This window comes from Aliagarivorans taiwanensis DSM 22990, from assembly GCF_000429505.1.
Classification (GTDB): Bacteria; Pseudomonadota; Gammaproteobacteria; order Enterobacterales; family Celerinatantimonadaceae; genus Aliagarivorans; species Aliagarivorans taiwanensis.
On record NZ_AUBZ01000031.1, the window covers coordinates 23234 to 43671 of the forward strand.

15 protein-coding genes, 1 pseudogene and 1 other annotated feature are annotated in these 20438 nt (G+C 55.4%); of the genes and pseudogenes, 4 read left to right on the forward strand and 12 right to left on the reverse strand.

From position 1 onward, the window contains the following. From msrP to G462_RS0114925, 5 genes are all read right to left on the reverse strand, one after another. Entirely contained in the window at positions 1-1005 is a 1005-nt protein-coding gene (msrP, locus tag G462_RS0114905) for a protein-methionine-sulfoxide reductase catalytic subunit MsrP (RefSeq protein WP_026959699.1), read from the reverse strand. A gap of 89 nt (positions 1006-1094) precedes the next feature. Further along, complete coding sequence (locus tag G462_RS0114910) at positions 1095-2396, reverse strand: CinA family nicotinamide mononucleotide deamidase-related protein (RefSeq protein ID WP_026959700.1); 1302 nt, start codon at positions 2394-2396, stop codon at positions 1095-1097. Next, positions 2396-3409, reverse strand: a complete 1014-nt coding sequence (gene ltaE / locus G462_RS0114915; protein WP_026959701.1) for a low-specificity L-threonine aldolase — start codon at positions 3407-3409, stop codon at positions 2396-2398. Before ltaE ends, G462_RS0114910 begins: the two co-directional genes overlap by 1 nt. A 279-nt stretch (positions 3410-3688) precedes the next feature. Beyond that, the gene (locus G462_RS0114920; protein ID WP_026959702.1) at positions 3689-4513 is read right to left on the reverse strand and encodes an SDR family oxidoreductase; all 825 of its coding nucleotides are present in this window, start codon (positions 4511-4513) and stop codon (positions 3689-3691) included. A 326-nt stretch (positions 4514-4839) separates the two neighbouring features. Next, entirely contained in the window at positions 4840-5862 is a 1023-nt protein-coding gene (locus G462_RS0114925) for a LacI family DNA-binding transcriptional regulator (protein ID WP_026959703.1), read from the reverse strand. Positions 5863-6047: 185 nt separating this feature from the next. Here G462_RS0114925 and pdxH point away from each other — a divergent pair, with 185 nt between their 5' ends. Next, on the forward strand, positions 6048-6701 hold the full coding sequence (gene pdxH, locus G462_RS0114930; RefSeq protein WP_026959704.1) for a pyridoxamine 5'-phosphate oxidase: 654 nt from the start codon (positions 6048-6050) through the stop codon (positions 6699-6701). Positions 6702-6772: 71 nt separating this feature from the next. On the opposite strand, the gene G462_RS0114935 is transcribed toward pdxH, so the two are convergent. The 7 genes from G462_RS0114935 to G462_RS22945 form a co-directional block, all read right to left on the reverse strand. Next, the gene (locus tag G462_RS0114935; RefSeq protein ID WP_026959705.1) at positions 6773-8698 is read right to left on the reverse strand and encodes a transglycosylase SLT domain-containing protein; all 1926 of its coding nucleotides are present in this window, start codon (positions 8696-8698) and stop codon (positions 6773-6775) included. Between the two features lie 138 nt (positions 8699-8836). Then, on the reverse strand, positions 8837-10408 hold the full coding sequence (locus G462_RS0114940) for an ABC transporter ATP-binding protein (RefSeq protein ID WP_026959706.1): 1572 nt from the start codon (positions 10406-10408) through the stop codon (positions 8837-8839). 1 nt (position 10409) lies between these two features. Continuing rightward, positions 10410-11459, reverse strand: a complete 1050-nt coding sequence (locus tag G462_RS0114945) for an ABC transporter permease (RefSeq protein ID WP_026959707.1) — start codon at positions 11457-11459, stop codon at positions 10410-10412. Further along, positions 11459-12553, reverse strand: a complete 1095-nt coding sequence (locus G462_RS0114950; RefSeq protein ID WP_026959708.1) for a microcin C ABC transporter permease YejB — start codon at positions 12551-12553, stop codon at positions 11459-11461. The genes G462_RS0114945 and G462_RS0114950 overlap by 1 nt, the downstream gene beginning before the upstream one ends. Positions 12554-12559: 6 nt before the next feature. Continuing rightward, positions 12560-13081, reverse strand: coding sequence for a periplasmic substrate-binding domain-containing protein (locus tag G462_RS24970; protein WP_245579579.1), 522 nt, complete (start codon positions 13079-13081; stop codon positions 12560-12562). Positions 13082-13099: 18 nt separating this feature from the next. After that, positions 13100-14332 carry an extracellular solute-binding protein gene (locus tag G462_RS22940; RefSeq protein ID WP_245579580.1) on the reverse strand — a complete coding sequence of 411 codons (1233 nt, stop codon included), beginning with the start codon at positions 14330-14332 and terminating at the stop codon, positions 13100-13102. Between the two features lie 83 nt (positions 14333-14415). After that, entirely contained in the window at positions 14416-16614 is a 2199-nt protein-coding gene (locus G462_RS22945) for a putative bifunctional diguanylate cyclase/phosphodiesterase (protein ID WP_051326777.1), read from the reverse strand. A gap of 290 nt (positions 16615-16904) precedes the next feature. Here G462_RS22945 and hpf point away from each other — a divergent pair, with 290 nt between their 5' ends. From hpf to G462_RS25120, 3 genes and pseudogenes are all read left to right on the forward strand, one after another. Beyond that, on the forward strand, positions 16905-17267 hold the full coding sequence (hpf, locus tag G462_RS0114965; RefSeq protein ID WP_026959709.1) for a ribosome hibernation-promoting factor, HPF/YfiA family: 363 nt from the start codon (positions 16905-16907) through the stop codon (positions 17265-17267). 104 nt (positions 17268-17371) lie between these two features. Beyond that, positions 17372-17494 (forward strand) — a sequence feature (Phe leader region). A gap of 15 nt (positions 17495-17509) precedes the next feature. Beyond that, positions 17510-19510 (forward strand): 3-deoxy-7-phosphoheptulonate synthase, encoded by a 2001-nt coding sequence (aroF, locus tag G462_RS0114970; RefSeq protein ID WP_026959710.1) that lies wholly within the window; start codon positions 17510-17512, stop codon positions 19508-19510. A 688-nt stretch (positions 19511-20198) separates the two neighbouring features. Continuing rightward, a pseudogene (locus G462_RS25120) lies at positions 20199-20411 on the forward strand (methyl-accepting chemotaxis protein); the annotation flags it as partial. Between the last annotated feature and the right edge of the window lie 27 nt (positions 20412-20438).

Consider the following 20438-nt stretch of genomic DNA (forward strand, 5'->3'; position numbering starts at 1 on the left):
CTAGTAAAACTTGGTTAAGTCCATGCCTTTGTATAGGTTAGCCACCAAATGGCCGTAGCCATTAAATGGCTCGGTGGGAATACGGGTGCGCCCCAACAAACCTGAGTCGTCGATGCGCCGCTCAGTTGCCTGAGTCCAGCGCGGGTGGTCCACCGCCGGGTTTACATTGGCGTAGAAGCCATATTCATGGGGCGCTAGCAGATTCCAGGTGGTGGTTGGCTGGCGGTCGGTCAAGCGGATCCGTACAATCGACTTGATGCTCTTAAAGCCATACTTCCACGGCACTACCAAGCGGATTGGCGCGCCGTTTTGTGGTGGCAGGGTTGTGCCATACATGCCCACGGCCAGCATGGTTAGCGGGTGCATCGCCTCATCGAGACGCAGCCCTTCCACATAGGGGTAGTCAATACCACCACCGATACGTCGACTCTTCTGCCCGGGCATCTGCTCTGGATCGTAGAGGGTTTCAAAGGCCACATACTTGGCATCGCTCTTAGGGCTGGCTTGGGCCAGTATGTCACTGAGCGAAAAGCCCACCCAAGGGATCACCATCGACCACGCCTCCACACAGCGCAACCGGTAGATCCGCTGCTCTAGCGGGCGAGCAAACAAGTCGTCGTAATCCAGGGTCAACGGCTTATCCACTAAGCCGTCGATGCGTAGCGTCCAGGGCTCGACCTTAAAGCCTTGGGCATTCTCAGCCGGGTCATTCTTGGCGGTACCAAACTCGTAGAAGTTATTGTGGGAGATGGCTTTGCTCTCGGGCGTTAACCCGTCTTTATGCTCTGGAGGAATATCATCGAACTGCAGCGGTTGGCGGACAAAGCTTGCTTGGTCATCTCCGCCGCCGAACAAGAAGGCATTGGCAGGAGCCGATTGCGCTAATAAGGTACCCGCGCCTAAAAAGCCCATGGATTTGAGCAGGCTACGCCGCTCTTTGTAGATGTGCTCAGGGGTAACGGCCAACTCCGGCTCTTCCCAGGGACGGTTCTTTTTAATAAACATAGGGCTCCCAAACTGGTCAGTGTCTACATTGCTATACGGGTATATGTAATAGCTTAGACCTGCCAGTCAGGGAGAACATTTCATTTAATTCAATGAGATTGCTGTCTATCCACCGTTTGCATACTGTCGTAAACGGCGCACACCTCTTGGCCGGTGAGGTAACGGCGTAGCATATCCAACGCCACATAGGCCGATACCAGTCGCACCGCCGAGCGCGAACGACCCGCCAGTTTTAGCCGCTGGCTAAAGCATTGATCAGGGGTAGCCAGCGCGAAACACACCGTGCCGACCGGCTTCTCATCCGAGCCACCACCAGGGCCTGCCACACCAGTGACCGACAGGGCAATATCCGCCCCGCTGTTGGTTAGCGCACCTTTGGCCATGGCCTGCGCCACCTCGATGGAAACCGCACCGAAGGATTCGAGCAAGGCTTCGTCGACACCCAAACACTCCATCTTGGCCTGATTGCTGTAGGTAACAAAGCCGCGCTCCAGATAGGCGGAGCTGCCGGGGATCGCCACCAGCTCGCTGGCTATCAACCCGCCGGTGCATGACTCGGCTAAGGCCAGCTTAGCTTTGGCAGCAATCAGCAGCTCGCCAAGGTACTTACTCCAATCACCGCGGTCTTCGCTAAACACATGGCTACCAAGTTCCTCGGCTAACTGCTGGGCAGTGGTCGCGAATTCGGGTTGGTTAGTATCACCAAACAGCTTAACCTCGATGGTGGGTCGGGCGGAGCGGTAGCCCAAACGCATGCCCTGTGGCAGCGCCATACTATCCAAACGATCGCTTAACGACGACTCGGACAGGCCGAAGGTGTAGAAGCGCTTCACTCCCAACTGCTGGCCTTGCTGCTGTTGTTGCTCTTGCTGCTGATACGCAGAGAGCAGCGGGAACCAGTAGTCGCTTAGCATACGCTTAAACTCGCTCGGCACCCCCGGGGTGAATAGCAGGCGGGCGCCATGGTGCCCGACCACAAAGCCACAGGCAGTGCCGATGGGGTTGTCCACCAGCTCTGCCCCCTCAGGCAGCATGGCTTGTTTAACGTTGCTCTGTGGCATGCTCTTGCCCTGCGCGTCATACCAGCCCTGCAGCTTGTCCAGCCAATCATCAAAGCAGACTAGTGGCTTACCAACCAACTTGGCTGCGGCCGCAGCGCTAAGATCGTCCGAGGTCGGCCCCAACCCGCCGTTAACGATGACCCAATCCGCGCGCTTGGCGGCTTGGTCCATGGCATCGATGATATCAACAAGGTCATCCGCTACGGTTTGGCGACGGCTGAATTTCAGCCCGCACTCAGCCAGCTGCTGACCAAGCCAGCCAGCGTTGCTGTCAAGAATATCGCCTTGGAGCACCTCATCGCCGGTGCTCAGCATTTCAATCTTTAGCACTAGGCCTCCCGATAGAACTGTTTGATGGCATTCACCAGAGTACGCACCGCTTGCTCATCCACATTCAGGTGGGTAACAAAGCGGATCGGCTCGCCCGCGCTGACCAAGATGCCCTGCTCCGCCAAGGCCGCAGACAGCTGCTTGGCCTTACCCATACGGCAACGGGCGTAGACGATGTTGGTTTGCACCTGACTTGGATCGCTTTCCAGCTCGTCAATTTGCGACAGCAGCTCGGCCAGCAGCAAGGCGTTGTTATGGTCATCAGCCAGCCGCGCCACATTGTTCTCCAGCGCATAGCGACCAGCCGCGGCAATAATGCCCGCCTGACGCATGCCGCCTCCTAGCATTTTACGCAGGCGCTTGGCCCGCTGGATAAACGCTTCATCGCCCAATAGCAGCGAGCCAATTGGCGCGCCCAGGCCTTTGGAGAGGCAGATGGTAAAGCTGTCGAAAGGGGCGACTGCTTCACGCTCATCGATACCCGATTTAACGATCGCATTGAAGATGCGCGCGCCATCGAGGTGGAACTTGAGCTGGTGCGCCTTGGCAAAGGTCGCCGCTTCCAACACGTAGGACTGCGGCAACACCTTCCCGCCGATGGTGTTCTCCAGCGACAGCATGCGGGTCATCGCGAAATGGAAATCATCCGGCTTTAGCGCGCCTTTTAGCAGCTCTAGCGGGATAGAGCCGTCTGCGGCATTGGCCAGCGGCTGAGGCTGAATGCTGCCCAGCACCGCTGCACCGCCAGCTTCATATTTGTAGTTGTGGGCCTGTTGGCCATACAGGTACTCATCACCGCGCCCACAATGCGCCATGATCCCCAGCAAGTTGGCTTGGGTGCCAGAGCTGCAATACAGCGCCGAGGCCTTACCCATGCGCTCCGCCGCATACTGCTCTAAAGCGTTTACCGTGGGGTCATCGCCATACACATCATCGCCGACGGGAGCATCGGCCATTAATTGGCGCATGGTATTACAAGGCTGGGTGACGGTATCACTGCGAAAATCTATCATGGTTTACCTCTAGGGCCTGATTATCTTTGGTATTCGACTTTTGTTCACTTTAAACGGCATCTGAGCAAGGAGTGAGCTTTGCTCATAGTTACTCTATGTAAGAAGCGAAGGATGCTGCGCAGATGCCGTTTAAATGAACCCAAAGGGAAGCGTTTCTAAGCCAACCATGCAGCGTCAAAGCCTGTTTGTGTAGATTACTACACTGCACAGGCTTTTCCTTACCTGCTTGACCTAGAAATCGCTGCAAAAACGAATACCAAAGGTAAACAGGCCCTATAACTACTTAGTGGCGCTGAGCCACTGCATCGGGTCGGGGAATACAAACTGGTAGTCCAGGGTTTGCTTGATAAGGGCATTGTCCACCCATTTGTTGCTCCCTGGCTGGTCATTAAATTGTGGCGGCGGCAGCGCTAAGCACTCAGCTGCACGGGTGTAAAACTGCTGACGAGAAGGATGGCCATCGGCGCATACGTTAAAGGTCTCCCCCCAGATATCACGCTTGATCAGCGCACTAATCACCCCGATACAGTCATCACGATGAATAAGGTTGACCGGACTGTTAGCACCAGAAAGGGTCTTGCCAGAAAGAAAGCGTCCGGGCTTGCGCTCACCACCCACCAAGCCGCCAAAGCGCAGACAACTGGCCTGCCAAGGCCCATTCGGCAACAGTTGCTGCTCGATATGTAACAAGGTGGTACCCGAGCCTACATCGGGCTGTTCAGGGCTTTGCTCGGTAACGATACCCTGCTGCGGGCCATACACCGATGTGGAAGAGATAAACAATACCTTGGCCACACCAGCCTGCTTGGCGGCATCCAGCAGAGCGCTTATCTGCGCCTGATGACACTCAGCGCTGTGCTGTTTGCGTCCGGGGGGAATATTGATAATCAGCAAGTCGGCGTTGAACAGCTCGGCAGGCGTGTCGCCAATAATGTGAGGAGCCAGCTCCAGCGGATAGGCGTCTATCCCCAGCGAACGGGCCTGCTCGACCTCGGCGGCGGCGCGTTTGCTGCCCACCACCTGGTAGCCAAGCTCGATTAAGCGGCTAGCCAAAGGCATGCCCAGCCAGCCAAGCCCAACAATGCTGATACGGTTAATGGACATCCTTACACTCCCTGAGTCGGCCTATGTGGCGCGCAAGCATAGAACTATAACAGAGAGATAGAGGCGCTGTTGAGGATAAAGTGACAGGCAAAAAAACGACCTAAATAAATTTAGGTCGTGATAAATGTTATAGAAACGCAAACAGCTTTCGCTGAGTCGGTAACGCGTTTCCAAACAGCGGGAAAGTAGCGATAAAGCCGAGGCTTCATCGACAACAAATGCGGCTAATATGATGCATTTGTGTTGAAAACGATACCAGAAAAGGCTTTCAAAGCAAGAGGAAAATAAAAGGCAGAACATACCTTTTATTAATTAGATGATGAATATCAAGCTTTGGTGACTGCGGAGTCGCGCACGATCAGCTGTGGATGGAACTCCAAGTCCATGATATTTGGCATTTGACCTTCTTTATCCTTGGTGTCGAGGATATCCAATGCCAGCTGCGCGGCGCGCTTGCCCATGTCTTCGATGGGGTAACGTACGGTCGTCAGTTTCGGATGTACGAAGCGTGCATAGTGGTTATCGTCGAAGCCAACCACTGAGATTTGCTGCGGAATGTTGTAGCCACGGTCACGCAGCGCCGAAAGCGCCCCCGCTACCATCGAGTCGTTGTAGCCAACCACCGCGGTGAACGGCGTATCGCGTTCGAGTAGCATTTCAACGGCTCGGCTACCACCCATCTCATCAGGGAAAGCGCGAACCACCAGCTGCTCATTAAGTGAAATCCCGGCATCTTCCAGCGCCTGCACATAGCCGTTGTAACGATGGGTACCATCGCTAAAGGCCAAGTCATCGGTGGTTACAAATGCGATATCGCGGTGGCCCTTCTCAATCAGGAACTGAGTCGCTTTGTAGCAGCCCTCGTTGTTGTTCAGGTGGATACAACGGTCTTCAAAGCCCGGCACCAAGCGGTTGATAAAGATAAATGGGGTATCGCAGTCGGCAATCTCCTGCAGCTCCTCATCACTTAGGGCCATAGAGTGCACAATCACCGCATCACACTGGCGTTGCAGCAGGATCTCGATGGCATGGCGCTCTTTGTCGGCGTCGTGTCGACCTGACATCACGATAACGTACTTGCCAGACTCAGCCACCACATCTTCAATGCCTTTCATCATCTGCACGAAGAAGGGGCCGCCACCCAAATCACCCACAACCAGACCGATACAATCGGAACGCTTGCTGACCAGGGCTTGGGCAAAGCTGTTAGGACGGTAGTGCAGCTCTTCCATGGCGCGCAATACCGCTTCCTTTTTCTCAGGAGCAACCTGAGCGGTATTGTTGATAACACGTGAAACAGTAGAGATAGACACGTTAGCTAGTTGCGAAACGTCTTTAATGGTTGCCACAGAGTACTCCCTCGATGCCCATGATATTTCTCTATAAAAAACGATGCGACATGATACCAAGGGTATAGAAATCAGCATAGTCTGATCGTTTAACTGAGTGTAAACTGTAAAGAACTTCCAAGCACTTAGCTAGTCCATGCAACTAGACTAAGTCAAATTTTTGGTATTTGTTGAACTCCATCGTTATGTCTTTATTAAGCAAAATTCGTTGTGCCTTCACCCTTGGTCAAGGGGTACTGTTAGATATGCCGGAACCCACCGGTAATGAAGACCCGTACGCCCTGTTCGGCCAGTGGTTTGAAGATGCCAAACGCTCAGGCATTGTGTTGCCTGAATCCATGAATGTGGCCACGGTTGGCCCAGATGGGCGCCCTTCTGCCCGAATGGTGCTGCTAAAAGGCTTCGATGAACGCGGCTTTGTGTTCTACACCAACTACGGCAGCCGTAAGGCCGAAGAGTTGGAGGCCCACCCATTGGCCTGTCTGACCTTCCACTGGAATATCCTGCAGCGTCAGGTGCGCATTGAGGGCCGGGTTGAGCGGGTGTCGCATCAAGAGTCGAAGGAATACTTCCACAGCCGTGGCCGCGGTAGCCAGATCGGCGCCTGGGCCAGCCACCAGAGCCAGGTGATCGCCGATCGCGAATCGCTGGAACGTCAGGTGGTGCAATACACCAAAGAGTTTGAGAACAAAGAGGTGCCTCTGCCCTCGTTCTGGGGCGGCTATCGCGTGATCCCCGACAATATCGAGTTCTGGCAGGGTAAGGCTGACCGCCTGCACGACCGCTTCCGTTACAGCTTCGATGCTAAAGGGTGGATGGCGGATAGGTTAAGTCCGTAGTCGTGTAAGACAGGCTGTGATTAAAAAAGCGAGCAACCAGCTCGCTTTTTTGTGTTCAAAGTAACGGTTCACTAGCCGCCATAGGCATACTTCAACTCACTATCGAGCAGCACCTGAGTCGGCCGCTGCTGCAAGCGATGCTGGTAGATCACCTGATAGGCCAGCACATTCTGCACGTAGAAGCGGGTCTCGCGGAAGGGAATGCTCTCTACCCATACATCGGCTGGCACATCGCCGCGCTCATCCAACCAACGAGACACCCGGTGCGGCCCCGCATTATAGGCGGCAGTGGCCAATATCCGGTTGCCTTGATAGCGCTTGAGTAGCTGCTGCAGGTAGGCGCTCCCAAGGCGAATATTGTCCTCTGGGGTATATAGCTGGCTGCGCGAGGCGTAGCGGAAGCCAATCTTCTTGGCGGTCTCTTGGGCGGTGGCAGGCATCAGCTGCATCAGTCCACGTGCCCCGGCCGAGCTTACCGCACGCGGATAGAGCGCGCTTTCTTGGCGCGCCACTGCGATAAGCAGACTATGGTCGACCTTGCGCATATCGGCAAAGCGGCGGAACTCATCGCTATAACTCAGCGGAAAACGCAGCTCCAATTGGTCCCACTGCTTGCCGACGATCGCCGATTGCACACTGAGATCATGCCAGCCCTTATCTTCGGCCACTCGCCCATAATCGAGCATCACCGAAGGGGGCACGCTGCGCATCAAGCTCATCCACTCGCTGCGCGCCGAGACGATCTGGCTAAGGCTGTACAGCTCGGACACCCGCTGCACCGGGGGATGTTCACTCAGTTGCTGCAAACGTAGCGGGCTAACCTCGTGGCGTTGCTCGCGCAGATTAGGCGCTAAATCCAGCTGCTGGGCCGCCATAAAGCCATAGTAGCTGCGCTCATTGGCCAGCTGCTGCCAGATCCGCCGTGCCAGTGGCATCTGCCCTTGCTCGGCGTAGCTACGCGCCTCCCAGTAGAGCCAGCGATCTTTCTTCTTCACCTCATCCGGCAGACGCGCGGTCCAGCGCAGCACTTCACTCCATTGCTGCTGGGTCACCGCCAGACGCAACCGACGCTCGATACTGTCGCTATCTTCCAGCCATGCCAACTGCTTGTCGGCCCACGGCATCAGCGGCTCAGCTTTTTTACCGATGACCCGCTGCACTAAATAGCGGGTCGAGACTTGATAGAGCGGTGGCTGCTGTTGGATCTGCGCATCGAAGCGCTGCCAGTGAGCAATCGCCTGCTCCACATCGCTGCGTGCCAAGCGCTTGATGGCCAGGCTGGCGATCTGCTGGTGGCGCGCCTTGCTCATGGTGAGCTTGGAAGACTCGAGCAAACCATTAGGCTGCTTGTAAGCCTGCTCAAGCAGCTTGGCATCAGCCGCTAAGCTGCCATCAAAAGGCCTTGCCAGATAGTTCATCAAGCTCGGCTGGCGCGCATCGAAGGCCAGCAGCATCCGCTCCCAGCGCAGCTGATCCGTTAACTTGCCGGCCTTTTTCCAGGCTTCGAACAGTGGGTCACAGGCCTTAGGGCGTGATTTGCCATAGAGCCACATCTGCTCGGCACCCTGCCACGCTTGCTCCAAGTTGCCTTGTTGGTAGTGGGCAACAAAGTGATGGCAGCGGAGGTCGGTACTGGCAGGCTGGCGCGGATAGAAAGCCAGAAAACCGGCCCAGTCTTTGCGCCGGGCAAGCTCTAGCAAAAAGCGCCGCTCTAGCGCGTCACTGAGATAATAATTGGGGTATGCCTGCAAGAAGGACTCAACCTCTTGGCGTTTTACCCGGGTGAGATTGCCCTTAAGCTGGTAGTACTTGAGATAGGGGTAGAGCACATAGTCTTCAAGCTCAGACAGCGCCTTATCGGCCTGTTTCCACTTGCCGTTGCGCTGCCAGTCTCGGACCTGTTGATACTCGATTTGCTGCTCGGTAAATGCTTGCAGAGGTTGAATGCTTAGCGTCAGCAGCAGCGACGCCATCCCTGCACGAATAAAGCCTTTCACTAGAACACTCCCAGAATCGCTAGTCACTTGGCTTGAAAGAGAATGGCTAGGCTAGCAGTAAGCACCAACCAACCACAAGGGTCTGTTGTTAATTCGGATTCATTAAATATGACCCCTAATAACAAGCAGGCCCTCGGCTTAGATTAGTGCAGCCTGTAGCAATCTGCGAGTGTATTCTTGTTGTGGTGCAGCAAACAGCTGTTCGGTGTCGCCCTGCTCCACTACCACGCCGTGCTGCATCACCATCACCCGGTGGCTAAGGGCGCGAACCACCGATAAGTCGTGGGAGATAAACAGGTAGCTGAGGTTGTATTTTTGCTGCAGCTCAAGCAGCAGCTCGAGCAGTTGGCTCTGTACCGAGCGGTCCAGTGCCGAGGTAGGCTCGTCCAGCACCAGTAGCTTGGGCTTAAGCACCAACGCACGGGCCAAGGAGATCCGCTGGCGCTGACCTCCAGAGAACTCATGGGGATAACGGTGGGCCAGATCGGCACTAAGGCCGACGTCGACCAGCGCTTGGTTGACTCGTTCGACCAACTCGTCCTCGTTTAGCTCACTGTGCAGGCGCAGGCCCTCAGCGATAATCTCAAACACCGACATCCGAGGGCTAAGCGATGAGAAGGGGTCTTGGAAAACGATCTGCAGCTGCTGACGCATACGTCGCATCTGATTGCTGTTGTAGCTATGCAGCGGCTGCTCTTCGAAGTGAATTTCTCCTTCACTATCGATCAAACGCAGCAGCGCTTGTGCCAGTGTGCTCTTACCCGAACCACTCTCACCAACAATTCCCAGCGTCTCGCCCTGATTGAGACTGAGGCTAACCCCATCGACCGCTTTGATATGATCAACGGTGCGCTGCAAGATGCCCTGCTTAATCGGGAACCACACTTTGACCTCATCGGCGGTCAGGATGGTTTGCGGCTGCATATCCGGCAGTTCACCGCGTTTCGGCTCGGCATCCAACAGCTCTTGGGTGTAAGGGTGTTGTGGATTGGCAAACAGCTGTTGGCAGGTCTGTTCCTCTAACAGCTCACCATGGCGCATCACTGCGACCCGGTCAGCGTAGTGGCGCACCACATTCAAATCGTGGGTAATCAGCAGCATCGCCATATCCAAACGCTGCTGCAGCTCGCGCAGCAAGTCGAGGATCTGCCGCTGAATGGTCACATCCAAGGCGGTAGTTGGCTCATCGGCAATCAATAGCTTTGGCTCATTGGCCAAGGCCATCGCGATCATCACCCGCTGGCGTTGTCCGCCGCTTAGCTCATGGGGGTAGGCACCCAGCCGCTTCTCCGGCTCGGGAATGCCCACCAGCTCCAACAGCTCCAGTACCCGCTCGCGCGCTTGCTTGCGGGCTAGGCCGCGGTGGACAAATAAGATCTCGGCGATCTGCTTTTCTACGGTATGCAGAGGGTTTAGCGAGGTCAGCGGCTCTTGGAATACCATCGCCACTTTGTCGCCGCGCAGTGCGCGCATGATCTCTTTGGGCTGATTAAGGATGGCCTCGCCATCGAGGCGGATATCGCCTTCAACCTTGGCCGAATGCTCCAGTAGCGAGAGCACCGACAGAGCAGTGACCGACTTACCCGAACCACTCTCACCCACCAGCGCCAACACCTCGCCGCTGTTTAGCGCCAGGTTAACCCCTTTGACTACCTCATCACCATCGCCGAAGCGAACCCGTAAGTCGTTAATTTCTAATAAGGCGCTCATACTACATCCGCTTACGAGGGTCGAAGGCATCGCGGGCCGCTTCGCCGATAAACACCAGCAAAACCAAGATCCCGGACATGGAGAAAAAGGCGGTCAGGCCCAGCCAAGGTGCCTGCAGGTTATTCTTGCCCTGCGCCACCATCTCGCCCAGCGATGGCGAGCCCGGCGGCAAACCAAAGCCAAGATAATCCAGCGCAGTCAGTGCAGTTAGCCCGCCAATAAAGATAAATGGCAGGAAGGTCACGGTGGCAATCATCGCATTCGGCAGAATATGGCGCGCCATAATCGCCACATCGCCCAGGCCCAACGCGCGCGCTGCTTTAACGTACTCCAGGTTGCGGCCACGCAAAAACTCGGCCCGCACCACGTCCACCAGCGCCATCCAGCTAAACAGCAGCAAGATGCCGAGCAGCCACCAGAAGTTTGGTTGAACCAAACTGGAGAGGATAATCAGCAAGAACATCTGCGGCATGCCCGACCATACTTCGATAAAGCGCTGCCCGAGCAAGTCGATACGGCCACCAAAATAGCCCTGCATCGCCCCCGCCGCCACGCCGATTACCGACGAGGACGTGGCCAGCACCAGTGCAAACAACACCGAGATGCGGAAGCCGTAGATCAGCCGAGCGAACACATCGCGCCCTTGGTCATCGGTGCCGAGCCAGTTTACCGAGGTCGGCGGCGACGGCGCGGGCTCGGTTAGCTCGAAGTTAATGGTGTCGTAGGAGAAGCGCACCGGCGCCCAGTACAGGCGGCCTTCGGCTTCGATAAGATCGACGATATAGGGGTCGCGATAGTCCGCCGGAATATCAAAATCCCCACCGAAGTCCAGCTCGCTGTAGGCGTTCATAAGCGGGCTCATCCAGCGGTCTTGATAGTGGATCAGCAGCGGTTCGTCGTTGGCAATCAGCTCAGCGACCAGTGAGAGTAGAAACAGCGCCAGAAACAGCCACAGGCTCCAGTAGCCGCGCTTGTTGGCACGAAACTGCGACCAACGGCGTTGGTTGATTGGGCTGGCTTTGATGCGCTGCCATTGTGTAACGAGTCCCATTAGCCCCTCCTCTCAAAATCGATACGAGGGTCGATCAGGGTATAGGTGATATCGCTCACTAACTTAAGCACCAAGCCAATCAGCGTAGAGATGTACAAGGTGCCAAACACCACCGGATAGTCGCGGTTAACCACCGACTCGAAGCCGAGTAGCCCCAGACCGTCGAGGGAGAAGATCACCTCAATCATAAACGAGCCGGTCAGGAAGATGCTGACCAAGGTCGCTGGCAGGCCGGAGATCACCAGCAGCATGGCGTTGCGGAACACGTGGCCATAGAGCACCCGGTTCTCGGTCAGCCCCTTGGCGCGTGCGGTCAACACGTATTGCTTGTTGATCTCATCAAGGAAGGAGTTCTTGGTAAGCATGGTCAGCGTGGCGAAGCTGGAGATCACCATAGCGGTCACCGGCAGCGCCAAGTGCCAGAAGTAATCGAGCACCTTCCGCCCGGCGCTAAAGGTTTCCCAATCCGGCGAGGTCAGTCCGCGCAGTGGGAACCAGCTTAGGTAAGAGCCACCGGCAAACACCACAATCAGCATAATCGCGAACAGGAAGTTGGGGATGGCGAAGCCAATGGTGACCACCGTCGAGCTCCAGATATCGAAACGCGAGCCATGACTGACCGCCTTGCGGATCCCCAAGGGTATCGATATGCCATAGACCAGCAGTGTGGTCCACAAGCCCAGCGATATCGAGACCGGCATCTTCTCTACGATCAGCTCAATCACACTGGAGTCGCGGTAGAAGCTGTCACCAAAGTCAAAGCGCAGATAATTCCACAGCATGTCTACGTAGCGCTCGAGCATCGGCTTATCGAAGCCGTACAGCTCTTCGAGCTCGGCGATCAGCTCCGGCGGCATACCTTGAGCACCGCGATACTGGCTCTGGCTGCCGCTGCTAATGGTGGTGGAGAGTAGCTCGCCATCCACCCCAGCATCGACCCGGCGGGTTGCCGAGGTATCCAGCCCTTGTAGCTTGGCAATGGCTTGCTCAACCGGCCCGCCCGGGGCCGACTGAATAATTACAAAATTCAGCGTCATAATCCCCAACAAGGTGGGGATCATCAACAGCAAACGTCGAATGATATAGGCGGTCATAAAGGCTTATTCAACCCACCATGAATCGAGGCCAATATCGTATTGAGGATTGCGTTCGGGGCGCTGCAGCTTGTTCCAATGGGCCACCCGCCAGGCGCTTAAGTGCCATTGTGGGACCACGTAGTAGGACCACAGTAGCACTCGGTCCAGGGCGCGGCTGGCGTCGATCAGCGCTTGGCGATCCGGGGCGTGGATCAGGGTCTCGACCAAGCTGTCGATCACCTCGCTCTTAATCCCAATCACGTTACGTGAGCCCACTTGGTCGGCCGCTTTGGAGCCCCAAAATTCGCGCTGCTCATTACCCGGCGAGGAAGACTGCGGAAAGCTTGCCACCATCATATCGAAGTCGAAGCTCTGCACCCGATTGATGTACTGCGATACATCCACCAGCCGCACTTCACTGGCAATGCCGATACGCTGCAGGTTGCGGGTATAAGGCAGCACGATGCGCTCGAAGTTCTTCTGGAATAGTAGGAACTCAATCTTAAACTGCTCGCCTTGGGCATCCACCAGCTTGCCTTGTTGCAAATTCCAACCCGCATCTTTCTATAGCGCTAATGCTTTTCTCATCTGTGGCCGCAAGTTGCCATCACCGCGCGTTTTGTCTAGTTGGAAGGGCTGGGTGAACAGCGCTTCGGGTAGTTGCGCTTTGAATGGCTTTAGCAGTGCCAGCTCGCCCTCACTAGGCAGTCCGGTGGCAGCCAGCTCAGAGGCAGCAAAATAACTCTCGCTTCGATTGTAGGCACCATAGAACAGCTGCTGATTGGTCCATTCAAAGTCGAACATTAAGCCCAAGGCCTGACGTACCCGAATATCACTGAACTTGTCACGGCGGGTGTTAAAGGCAAAGGATTGCATCCCTTGCGGATTATGATTCTCGAGGCTTACGGTTTGCACCTCGCCGCTATCGAATTGCGGCCCGGTGTAGGCGGTAGCCCAATCTTTGGCACTGGTTTCCAAGCGGTAGTCAATACGCCCTGCCTTGAAGGCTTCCAGCGCCACTGACGAATCACGGTAGTATTCGTAGTTAATCTGGGCAAAGTTGTTGCGCCCCATATTAACCGCCAGATCCTTGCCCCAGTAGTCTTGGACCAAGGCATAGCGGATACTGCGGCCCGCATCGAAGCTGTCTATTTGGTAAGGACCTGAGCCCAAGGGGCGGGTTAGATCGGCTTTGTTGAACTCTTTGTCGGCCCAATAGTGCTTAGGCAATACTGGCAGTTGACCCAAGATCAGCGGCAACTCGCGGTTACTGCCGTCTTTGAAGGTAAAGCGCACCGCCAGCTCGCCTTCGGCTTCCACCTTAACCACGTTACCATAGTAGGCGCGATAGAACGGCGCGCCCTCTTCAATCAAGGTGTTGAAGGTAAACACCACATCCTCGGCGCGAAGTGGGTGACCATCATGGAAGCGCGCCTCGGAACGCAGGTTAAAGCGCACCCAGGTGTAGTCCTCAGCCAAGTCAATGGTCTCAGCCAGCAAGCCATATTGGGTAAAGGCTTCATCGGGGTTGGAGGTTAGCAGCGTATCGTAGATCCGGCCGATGCCAGCCACCGAGTTGCCTTTAACAATAAAGGGGTTAAAGGTGTCATAGGTGCCGGTAGCATCGAAGGTAACCGTTCCTTGCTTGGGCGCCTCAGGATTGACGTAATCGAAGTGGGCAAAATCGGCTGCCAGCGCCGGTTCACCATGCATAATAAGGGCGTGAGAACGAGTAAAGTCCTGAGCGTGCGCCACCCCAAGCAGCACGCTGAAGCACCAAACGAAAAGCCGCAGCATAGTCAGCCAATCCTCCTGATAAGATGCAAAGTATCCGGTTGTGGACTTAGTTATACCTGAGCAGGCCCTTAAAAATAAGGGGCTTAGGCAAATTTACGCTGAAAACGGCGGATGTATCGCTCCATGGCGTCGGCAGGGATTGCCTTGCTGGAGAGATAGCCTTGATAGAAGGTGCAGCCTTGCTGCTTGAGGAATGCCAGCTGTTGGGGAGTCTCTACCCCTTCGGCGGTAACGGTAAAACCAAGATGACGGGCCATCGCCAACACCGCCTCAACAATCGCCATATCGCGGCGATCCCGGGGGATATCGCGGATAAACGAACGGTCGATCTTAAGCTCGTCCACCGGCAGACGTTTTAGGTAGCTAAGCGAAGAGTAACCGGCACCGAAGTCGTCGATGGAGAAGCGTAATCCTAAGGCCTTGAGCTGTTCCATCTTCTGAATAGTGTCTTCGGCGTGGCCATGGATCACCGCCTCGGTGATCTCTAGATTGAGCATCGAGGTGTCGACCTTGTAGCGCCACAGCAGCTCCTCTAGCCGATCCACAAAGTCTGGGTGGTGGAATTGCTTGGCGCTGATATTAACCGACAACTCAGGCAGCTCAAGGTCTAGCTCGCGCCATGTTTCGATGGACTTACAGCTTTGCTCCAGCACCCACATGCCGATGTCGATAATCAGGTCCGACTCCTCAGCAACCGGAATAAACTCGGTGGGCGAGACCAAGCCTTGGCCCTCTCGCTGCCAGCGCACTAAGGCCTCAGCCCCGACCAGCTCGCCATTGGAGACCATATGCTGAGGCTGGAAGTACAACAAAAACTCATCGTTAACCAAGGCGCTACGCAGGGCATTGTGCAGCTTGAGGCGTTTATCGGCGCGCCGCTGCATGCCTTGCTCAAAGAACACCGCAGTGCGTCGTCCGGCTGATTTGGCCTGATACATGGCGGTATCGGCTTGCTTGAGCAGATCATCGGCTTGCTGCTGTTTACCGGGATACAGGGTGATCCCGACGCTGGCACCGATGTGTAGCTCCTGGCCATCCAGCGAATAGGGGCGCGATACGGTTTTAATCAGGCGCTTGGCCACCATATTGGCTTGCTGCTCGGCCTGTGGCGGGCTATGCCCCAGCTCCCCCAGCAACAATACAAACTCGTCACCGCCAAGGCGCGCCAGCACATCCCCCTGACGAATCAGGTTCTGCAAGCGGCTCGATACCTGTTGCAACAGCCAATCGCCCGCAGCATGGCCCAGCGAGTCATTGATGTTCTTGAAATGGTCCAGATCGATAAACAGCAGTGCGCCGACGCTATCTTGCTCACGCGCCAGCTCAAAGCAGCGCATCAGCTCTTCGCGTAACTTGCGGCGATTGGGCAGGCCGGTCAGTTCATCGTAGTAAGCGAGGTGCTGAATCTTCTGCTCACTCTCTTTGCGGGCGCTCACATCTTGCAGGCACAACACATAGTGGGTGACCTGCGACTCGCTGTTGGTCACCGCCGTCAGCGTTTCCTGCTGCAAATAGGTTTGGCCATTTTTCCGCTCGCGCTTCACCTCAGCGTGGTAACGCTGCTCACCGCTCGCCCCGCGTACTCCTGCCAGCTCAATCCCGGGGAGCAGCTCAGACAGCTTTCTCCCCAATACCTCATCTTGGCGATAGCCGGTAATGCGATTAAACGCTTGGTTAACCCGCACGATGGTCAGCTCGGTATCAGTAACCAGCAGGCCTTCATTGGTTTCAAAGGCCACGGCCGACAGGCGCATATCCTGATTCAAACTGTGTTGCTCGAACTCGGCCAACAGGCGAGCGATAAAGGGCTGGCATAGCCCGGCGAACTGCTCGGGGGTGCCCTGCGAATAGCTGGCCGCAATGTAACTGATAGGCTGACCGTGCTCATTGTCTAAGCGCACGCTGCAAAAGGTATGTAGCGGCTCGCTGGCCAAGCTTGCCGGCAGACGATAGCCCGGATAGGCCGTTGCAAAATCGTCGATGCGCAGGCTAGCGTGCTGCGCAATCAGGCTCGCCAGCTCACCCGTCACTGGGCTGAGGCGGGCATCGAGCACCTGCTGCTGGGTCCAATATGCCAGGGTCTTGGCGGGTTTGGCGCGCGAAGGCAGTGGCGCAACCAATACTTCGCTGGCTCCAGTAATCTGCGCAATGGTCTTGGCAAACAGGCACAGAAAATCGGCGCTGACAGCATTTGCCAACACTTGGGTAAGCTCAAGGAGGGATTTAGCAGGTAGCTCAGCTGGGGAGCTGGAGCGTTCAGCTAGGTTGTTTTTGCCTTCCATGCATCAATTTTTTGTCACACCCGCATCTGCTAAATGTTGCTATTTGCATCACTTTTAGGTGTCGTATCACTGCCCTGTGAATAGTCAATCGCTGTATTATCCATTCCAATTTGCCTTGTCTGTGGCGGTGATGCAAGAACTTTTTGGCATCGGGAAAGGGTTTTCCCTGAGGGCGTCACAAATGCTTAAAGCACGAGAACAAATGGCTATAACCAGCGAGCTGGATCACATTATTTATCTGCCAAAACCGTAATCTGGAACTAGATTCACTGGCGTTATGAGGGAGGCCTATGATTATAGACATTACCAGTAAAACCGTTGCCATTACCCCTTCCATGAGAACTGCAATTGAGGCTCGATTAAGCAAACTAGAAAAGAATCAAATCCCACTTATCTCTCCCAAGGTGATTATCATCGAAGGTAAAAATTCGATGAAAATTGAAGCTCTTATCAATCTGCCCCACGGCCAGTTATTTGCCAGTGACGAACACGAAGATCTTTATGTAGCCATCAACAATATGGGTCACAAGCTCGAGCGGCAGCTACATAAGTTCCAATCCAAACCTTTAGCCAAGCGCCCCAGCCGTTCGGGCAAACAACAGATTCGTAACCACGAGCTACCAGAGCAGGAGGCTGAAACCCACGTAGCTTAGTCCATACATTTAACTAAACAACACACTTAACACTGCCTAATACGAGCGCCCTTGTCCGGGGCGCTTGACTTATCTCTCCGAGCTTTTTATTTTAAACGCATGAAAACTGTTCAGATTCGATTTTTGTTTGCTTTCTTTTTTACTCCACCTAATTAGGGAGGCCTTGGTGGTGCAAAAAAGAAAGCACACAACAAATTAAAGCCTCCCACTCGGGAGGTTTTTTATTATGTAGGGATGAAAAGATGTCTTCACTAGAACATATACGCGAGCGCATAACCTCGCTCGACCAAAACCTGCTGACGCTGCTCAACGAGCGTCGCCAGCTAAGTGTGGAAGTGGCCAAGAGCAAACTGGCCAACCCCAAGGCGGTGCGAGACCAAGAGCGTGAACAGCAGCTGCTGATTAGGCTGGTCAATAAGGGCCGCGAGTTAGGTCTGGATGCTCACTACGTGACCCAGCTCTACCACACCATCATTGAAGACTCGGTGCTCTCCCAACAAGCCTTCCTACAAGAACTGACCAACCCCGAGCAACAGCAAAGCGCAGTACGCGTGGCGTTTTTGGGCAGTAAGGGCTCCTACAGCAACATCGCTACTCATCGCTACTTCTCCCGCTATCAAAAACAAGTGGTGGAACTGGGTTGTGTGGGCTTCCAAGAGATTGTTGACAGCGTAGAAAGCGGCCAGGCCGATTACGGTATCCTGCCGATAGAGAACACCTCCTCGGGCAGTATCAACGAGGTGTACGATGTGCTGCAGCAAACCAGCCTGTCGATTGTCGGCGAGCTATCGAATAACATCGATCACGGCATTCTTGCCAAACCCGGTAGCCGTATCGATCAGCTAACTACCCTCTACGCCCACCCACAGCCTTATCAGCAGTGCAGCCGTTACCTGCGTACCGTGCCGGGCATACGGGTAGAGTTTGTCGACAGCTCCTCCAAGGCGATGGAGATTGTCGCTAACAGCGATGACCCGAACATCGCCGCCCTAGGTAGCTCAGCCGGTGGCGAGATGTATGGCCTGCAAGCCCTGCAGACCGATATCGCTAACCAAACCCGTAACGAAACTCGCTTCATCGTGGTATCGGCCTCGCCCATTGAAGTGGCCGATCAGGTACCCGCGCGTACCACCTTGATCATGAGCACCAGCCAACAGCCCGGCTCGTTGGTAGAGGCCTTGCTGGTACTGCGTGAACACAAGATCAATATGAGCAAGCTGGAGTCGCGCCCGGTACAGGGCAACCCTTGGGAAGAGATGTTCTACATCGATGTGTCAGCCAATGTACGGTCCGATCAGATGCAATCGGCGCTGGCGGAACTAAGCCGCATCACCCGCTACGTGAAGGTGCTCGGTTGCTACCCTAGCGAAGATGTCGATCCGACTCAGATCCCACTGACCGCGCTGGTCAGCAAGCAAGACGAACAGCCAAGCACCTTGATCAATACCGAGCAAGACGATGGCGCGCTATCGAGCCGCAGCCACAAGCCGAGTTCCACGGTTATCCGAGTTGGCGATGTGCAGATTGGCGACGGCGAGTTTATTACCATCGCAGGCCCCGGCGCAGTCGAGAGCCAAAACCAGATTATGGCCTGTGCCCAGCAGCTTAAAGAGTCCGGCGGCGCCATCTTGCAAGCCGGGTGCTTCAAGCCGCGCAGCTCGCCCTACAGCTTCCAAGGTTTGGGCGAAGAAGGCTTGGGCTACCTCAGTCAAGCCGGCAAGCACTACCACGTACCCGTGATGACCGAGGTGAGCTACCTCGACCAAGTCGCCACGTTGGCAAGCAAAGCAGACATCTTGTATGTGCGCGCCCGCCACATGCAAAACTTCAACCTGCTGCGCGAGCTGGGTAAAACCACCCGTCCGGTGGTACTCGAGCGCAACAACATTGCCTCGCTGGATGAGTGGCTCAAAGCCGCGGACTTTATACTGGCGCAGGGCAACCAACAGGTGATCCTGTGTGAGTCGGGGGTACGCACCTTCGAGGGCCAAGGCAAGGCAACTTTGGACCTGAGCGCCATCCCGCTGCTGCGCTCACGCACCCACCTGCCGGTGATAGTGAATCCGGGCGAAGCCATCGAGCGTCGCGAGCAGATTGCGCCACTGGCGAAGGCCGCCAAACAGCTAGGGGCAGATGGCCTGCTGCTGTGGCTACATCCGGATCCGGAGCAAGCTAAAGTCGACAATGCCAAGTCGCTTAGCTTCCCGCAGTTCTCACACACCTTGAGTGAGCTATACAGCTAACTCGCGAGAACGGGTCGCCGGCCATGCCGGCGGCTCAGCACTCCCTTGCCTGCTCCGACACTTCCCCAAACGGCTCCTCGCCTTGTTTTACCTCACTTAATCCTCTGATAAATCTGCTTAATTTGGCATTTTGGCGGATTAGCGCTAGGCGCTACTCATGACATTGTTTAAAGTATCAAGGCAGTTTGTTTACGTTAACTCTAACGTCATATCCGCCGCGTAGCATGTCGCCACATTCTCGCTGTTATTACTATTCGCTTTAATAGGTAAACGCATGTTTTGGAAGAACACCAAGGAACTAAACGAATTACAAGCTCGCCAGCTGGAGCTGGAAAAGCAGAACCAGCAACTTGAGCAGCAAGTGGCCGAGCTTCAAGCAGAGAATCAAGCACTGGCAGCCCGCCCCCTCGGCGACCCAGAGCAGGACAAGCACAGCCAGCTGCTGCTGCGCAGCTTCCAAGGCGTCGATGCAGTTAAGGAAAACCTGCGCCATCTGAGCGGTTCGCTACAAGAGCAGCGCCAGAAGTTTAACGACAGCGCTAGCGCCTTTGACTACTCCTCGGCAAGTCTTGCCAGTATCAACAAAGAGCTGGATCGCTTGAGTGAGCACGCCTCGCTAAGTATGGAGAGCCTGTCAAAACTGAAAGAAGTGGCCGGCAACATCACCCAATTCGTAGGCATCATCGCCAACATCTCTGAGCAGACTAACCTGCTGGCCCTCAACGCAGCGATTGAAGCAGCCCGCGCCGGTGAACAGGGCCGTGGCTTTGCAGTTGTTGCCGATGAGGTACGCGCCTTGGCTAAACGCGCCAGCGAAGCCAGTAGCGAGGTCGCATCACTGGTATCGCAGATTGAAGCGGACACCGAAACCACCGACCAACACCTGAGCGAGACTCACAGCATCTGTACCGAGCTGGTCGAACAAGCC

Bases quoted from the DNA above. Each gene is read 5' to 3' on its own strand.
- aroF (WP_026959710.1), top strand. From the start codon at position 17,510: ATGTCTTCACTAGAACATATACGCGAGCGCATAACCTCGCTCGACCAA.
- G462_RS22945 (WP_051326777.1), bottom strand. From the start codon at position 16,614: ATGGAAGGCAAAAACAACCTAGCTGAACGCTCCAGCTCCCCAGCTGAG.
- G462_RS22940 (WP_245579580.1), bottom strand. From the start codon at position 14,332: ATGCTGCGGCTTTTCGTTTGGTGCTTCAGCGTGCTGCTTGGGGTGGCG.
- G462_RS0114950 (WP_026959708.1), bottom strand. From the start codon at position 12,553: ATGACCGCCTATATCATTCGACGTTTGCTGTTGATGATCCCCACCTTG.
- ltaE (WP_026959701.1), bottom strand. From the start codon at position 3,409: ATGATAGATTTTCGCAGTGATACCGTCACCCAGCCTTGTAATACCATG.
- pdxH (WP_026959704.1), top strand. From the start codon at position 6,048: ATGTCTTTATTAAGCAAAATTCGTTGTGCCTTCACCCTTGGTCAAGGG.
- G462_RS0114945 (WP_026959707.1), bottom strand. From the start codon at position 11,459: ATGGGACTCGTTACACAATGGCAGCGCATCAAAGCCAGCCCAATCAAC.
- msrP (WP_026959699.1), bottom strand. From the start codon at position 1,005: ATGTTTATTAAAAAGAACCGTCCCTGGGAAGAGCCGGAGTTGGCCGTT.
- G462_RS0114920 (WP_026959702.1), bottom strand. From the start codon at position 4,513: ATGTCCATTAACCGTATCAGCATTGTTGGGCTTGGCTGGCTGGGCATG.
- G462_RS0114940 (WP_026959706.1), bottom strand. From the start codon at position 10,408: ATGAGCGCCTTATTAGAAATTAACGACTTACGGGTTCGCTTCGGCGAT.
- hpf (WP_026959709.1), top strand. From the start codon at position 16,905: ATGATTATAGACATTACCAGTAAAACCGTTGCCATTACCCCTTCCATG.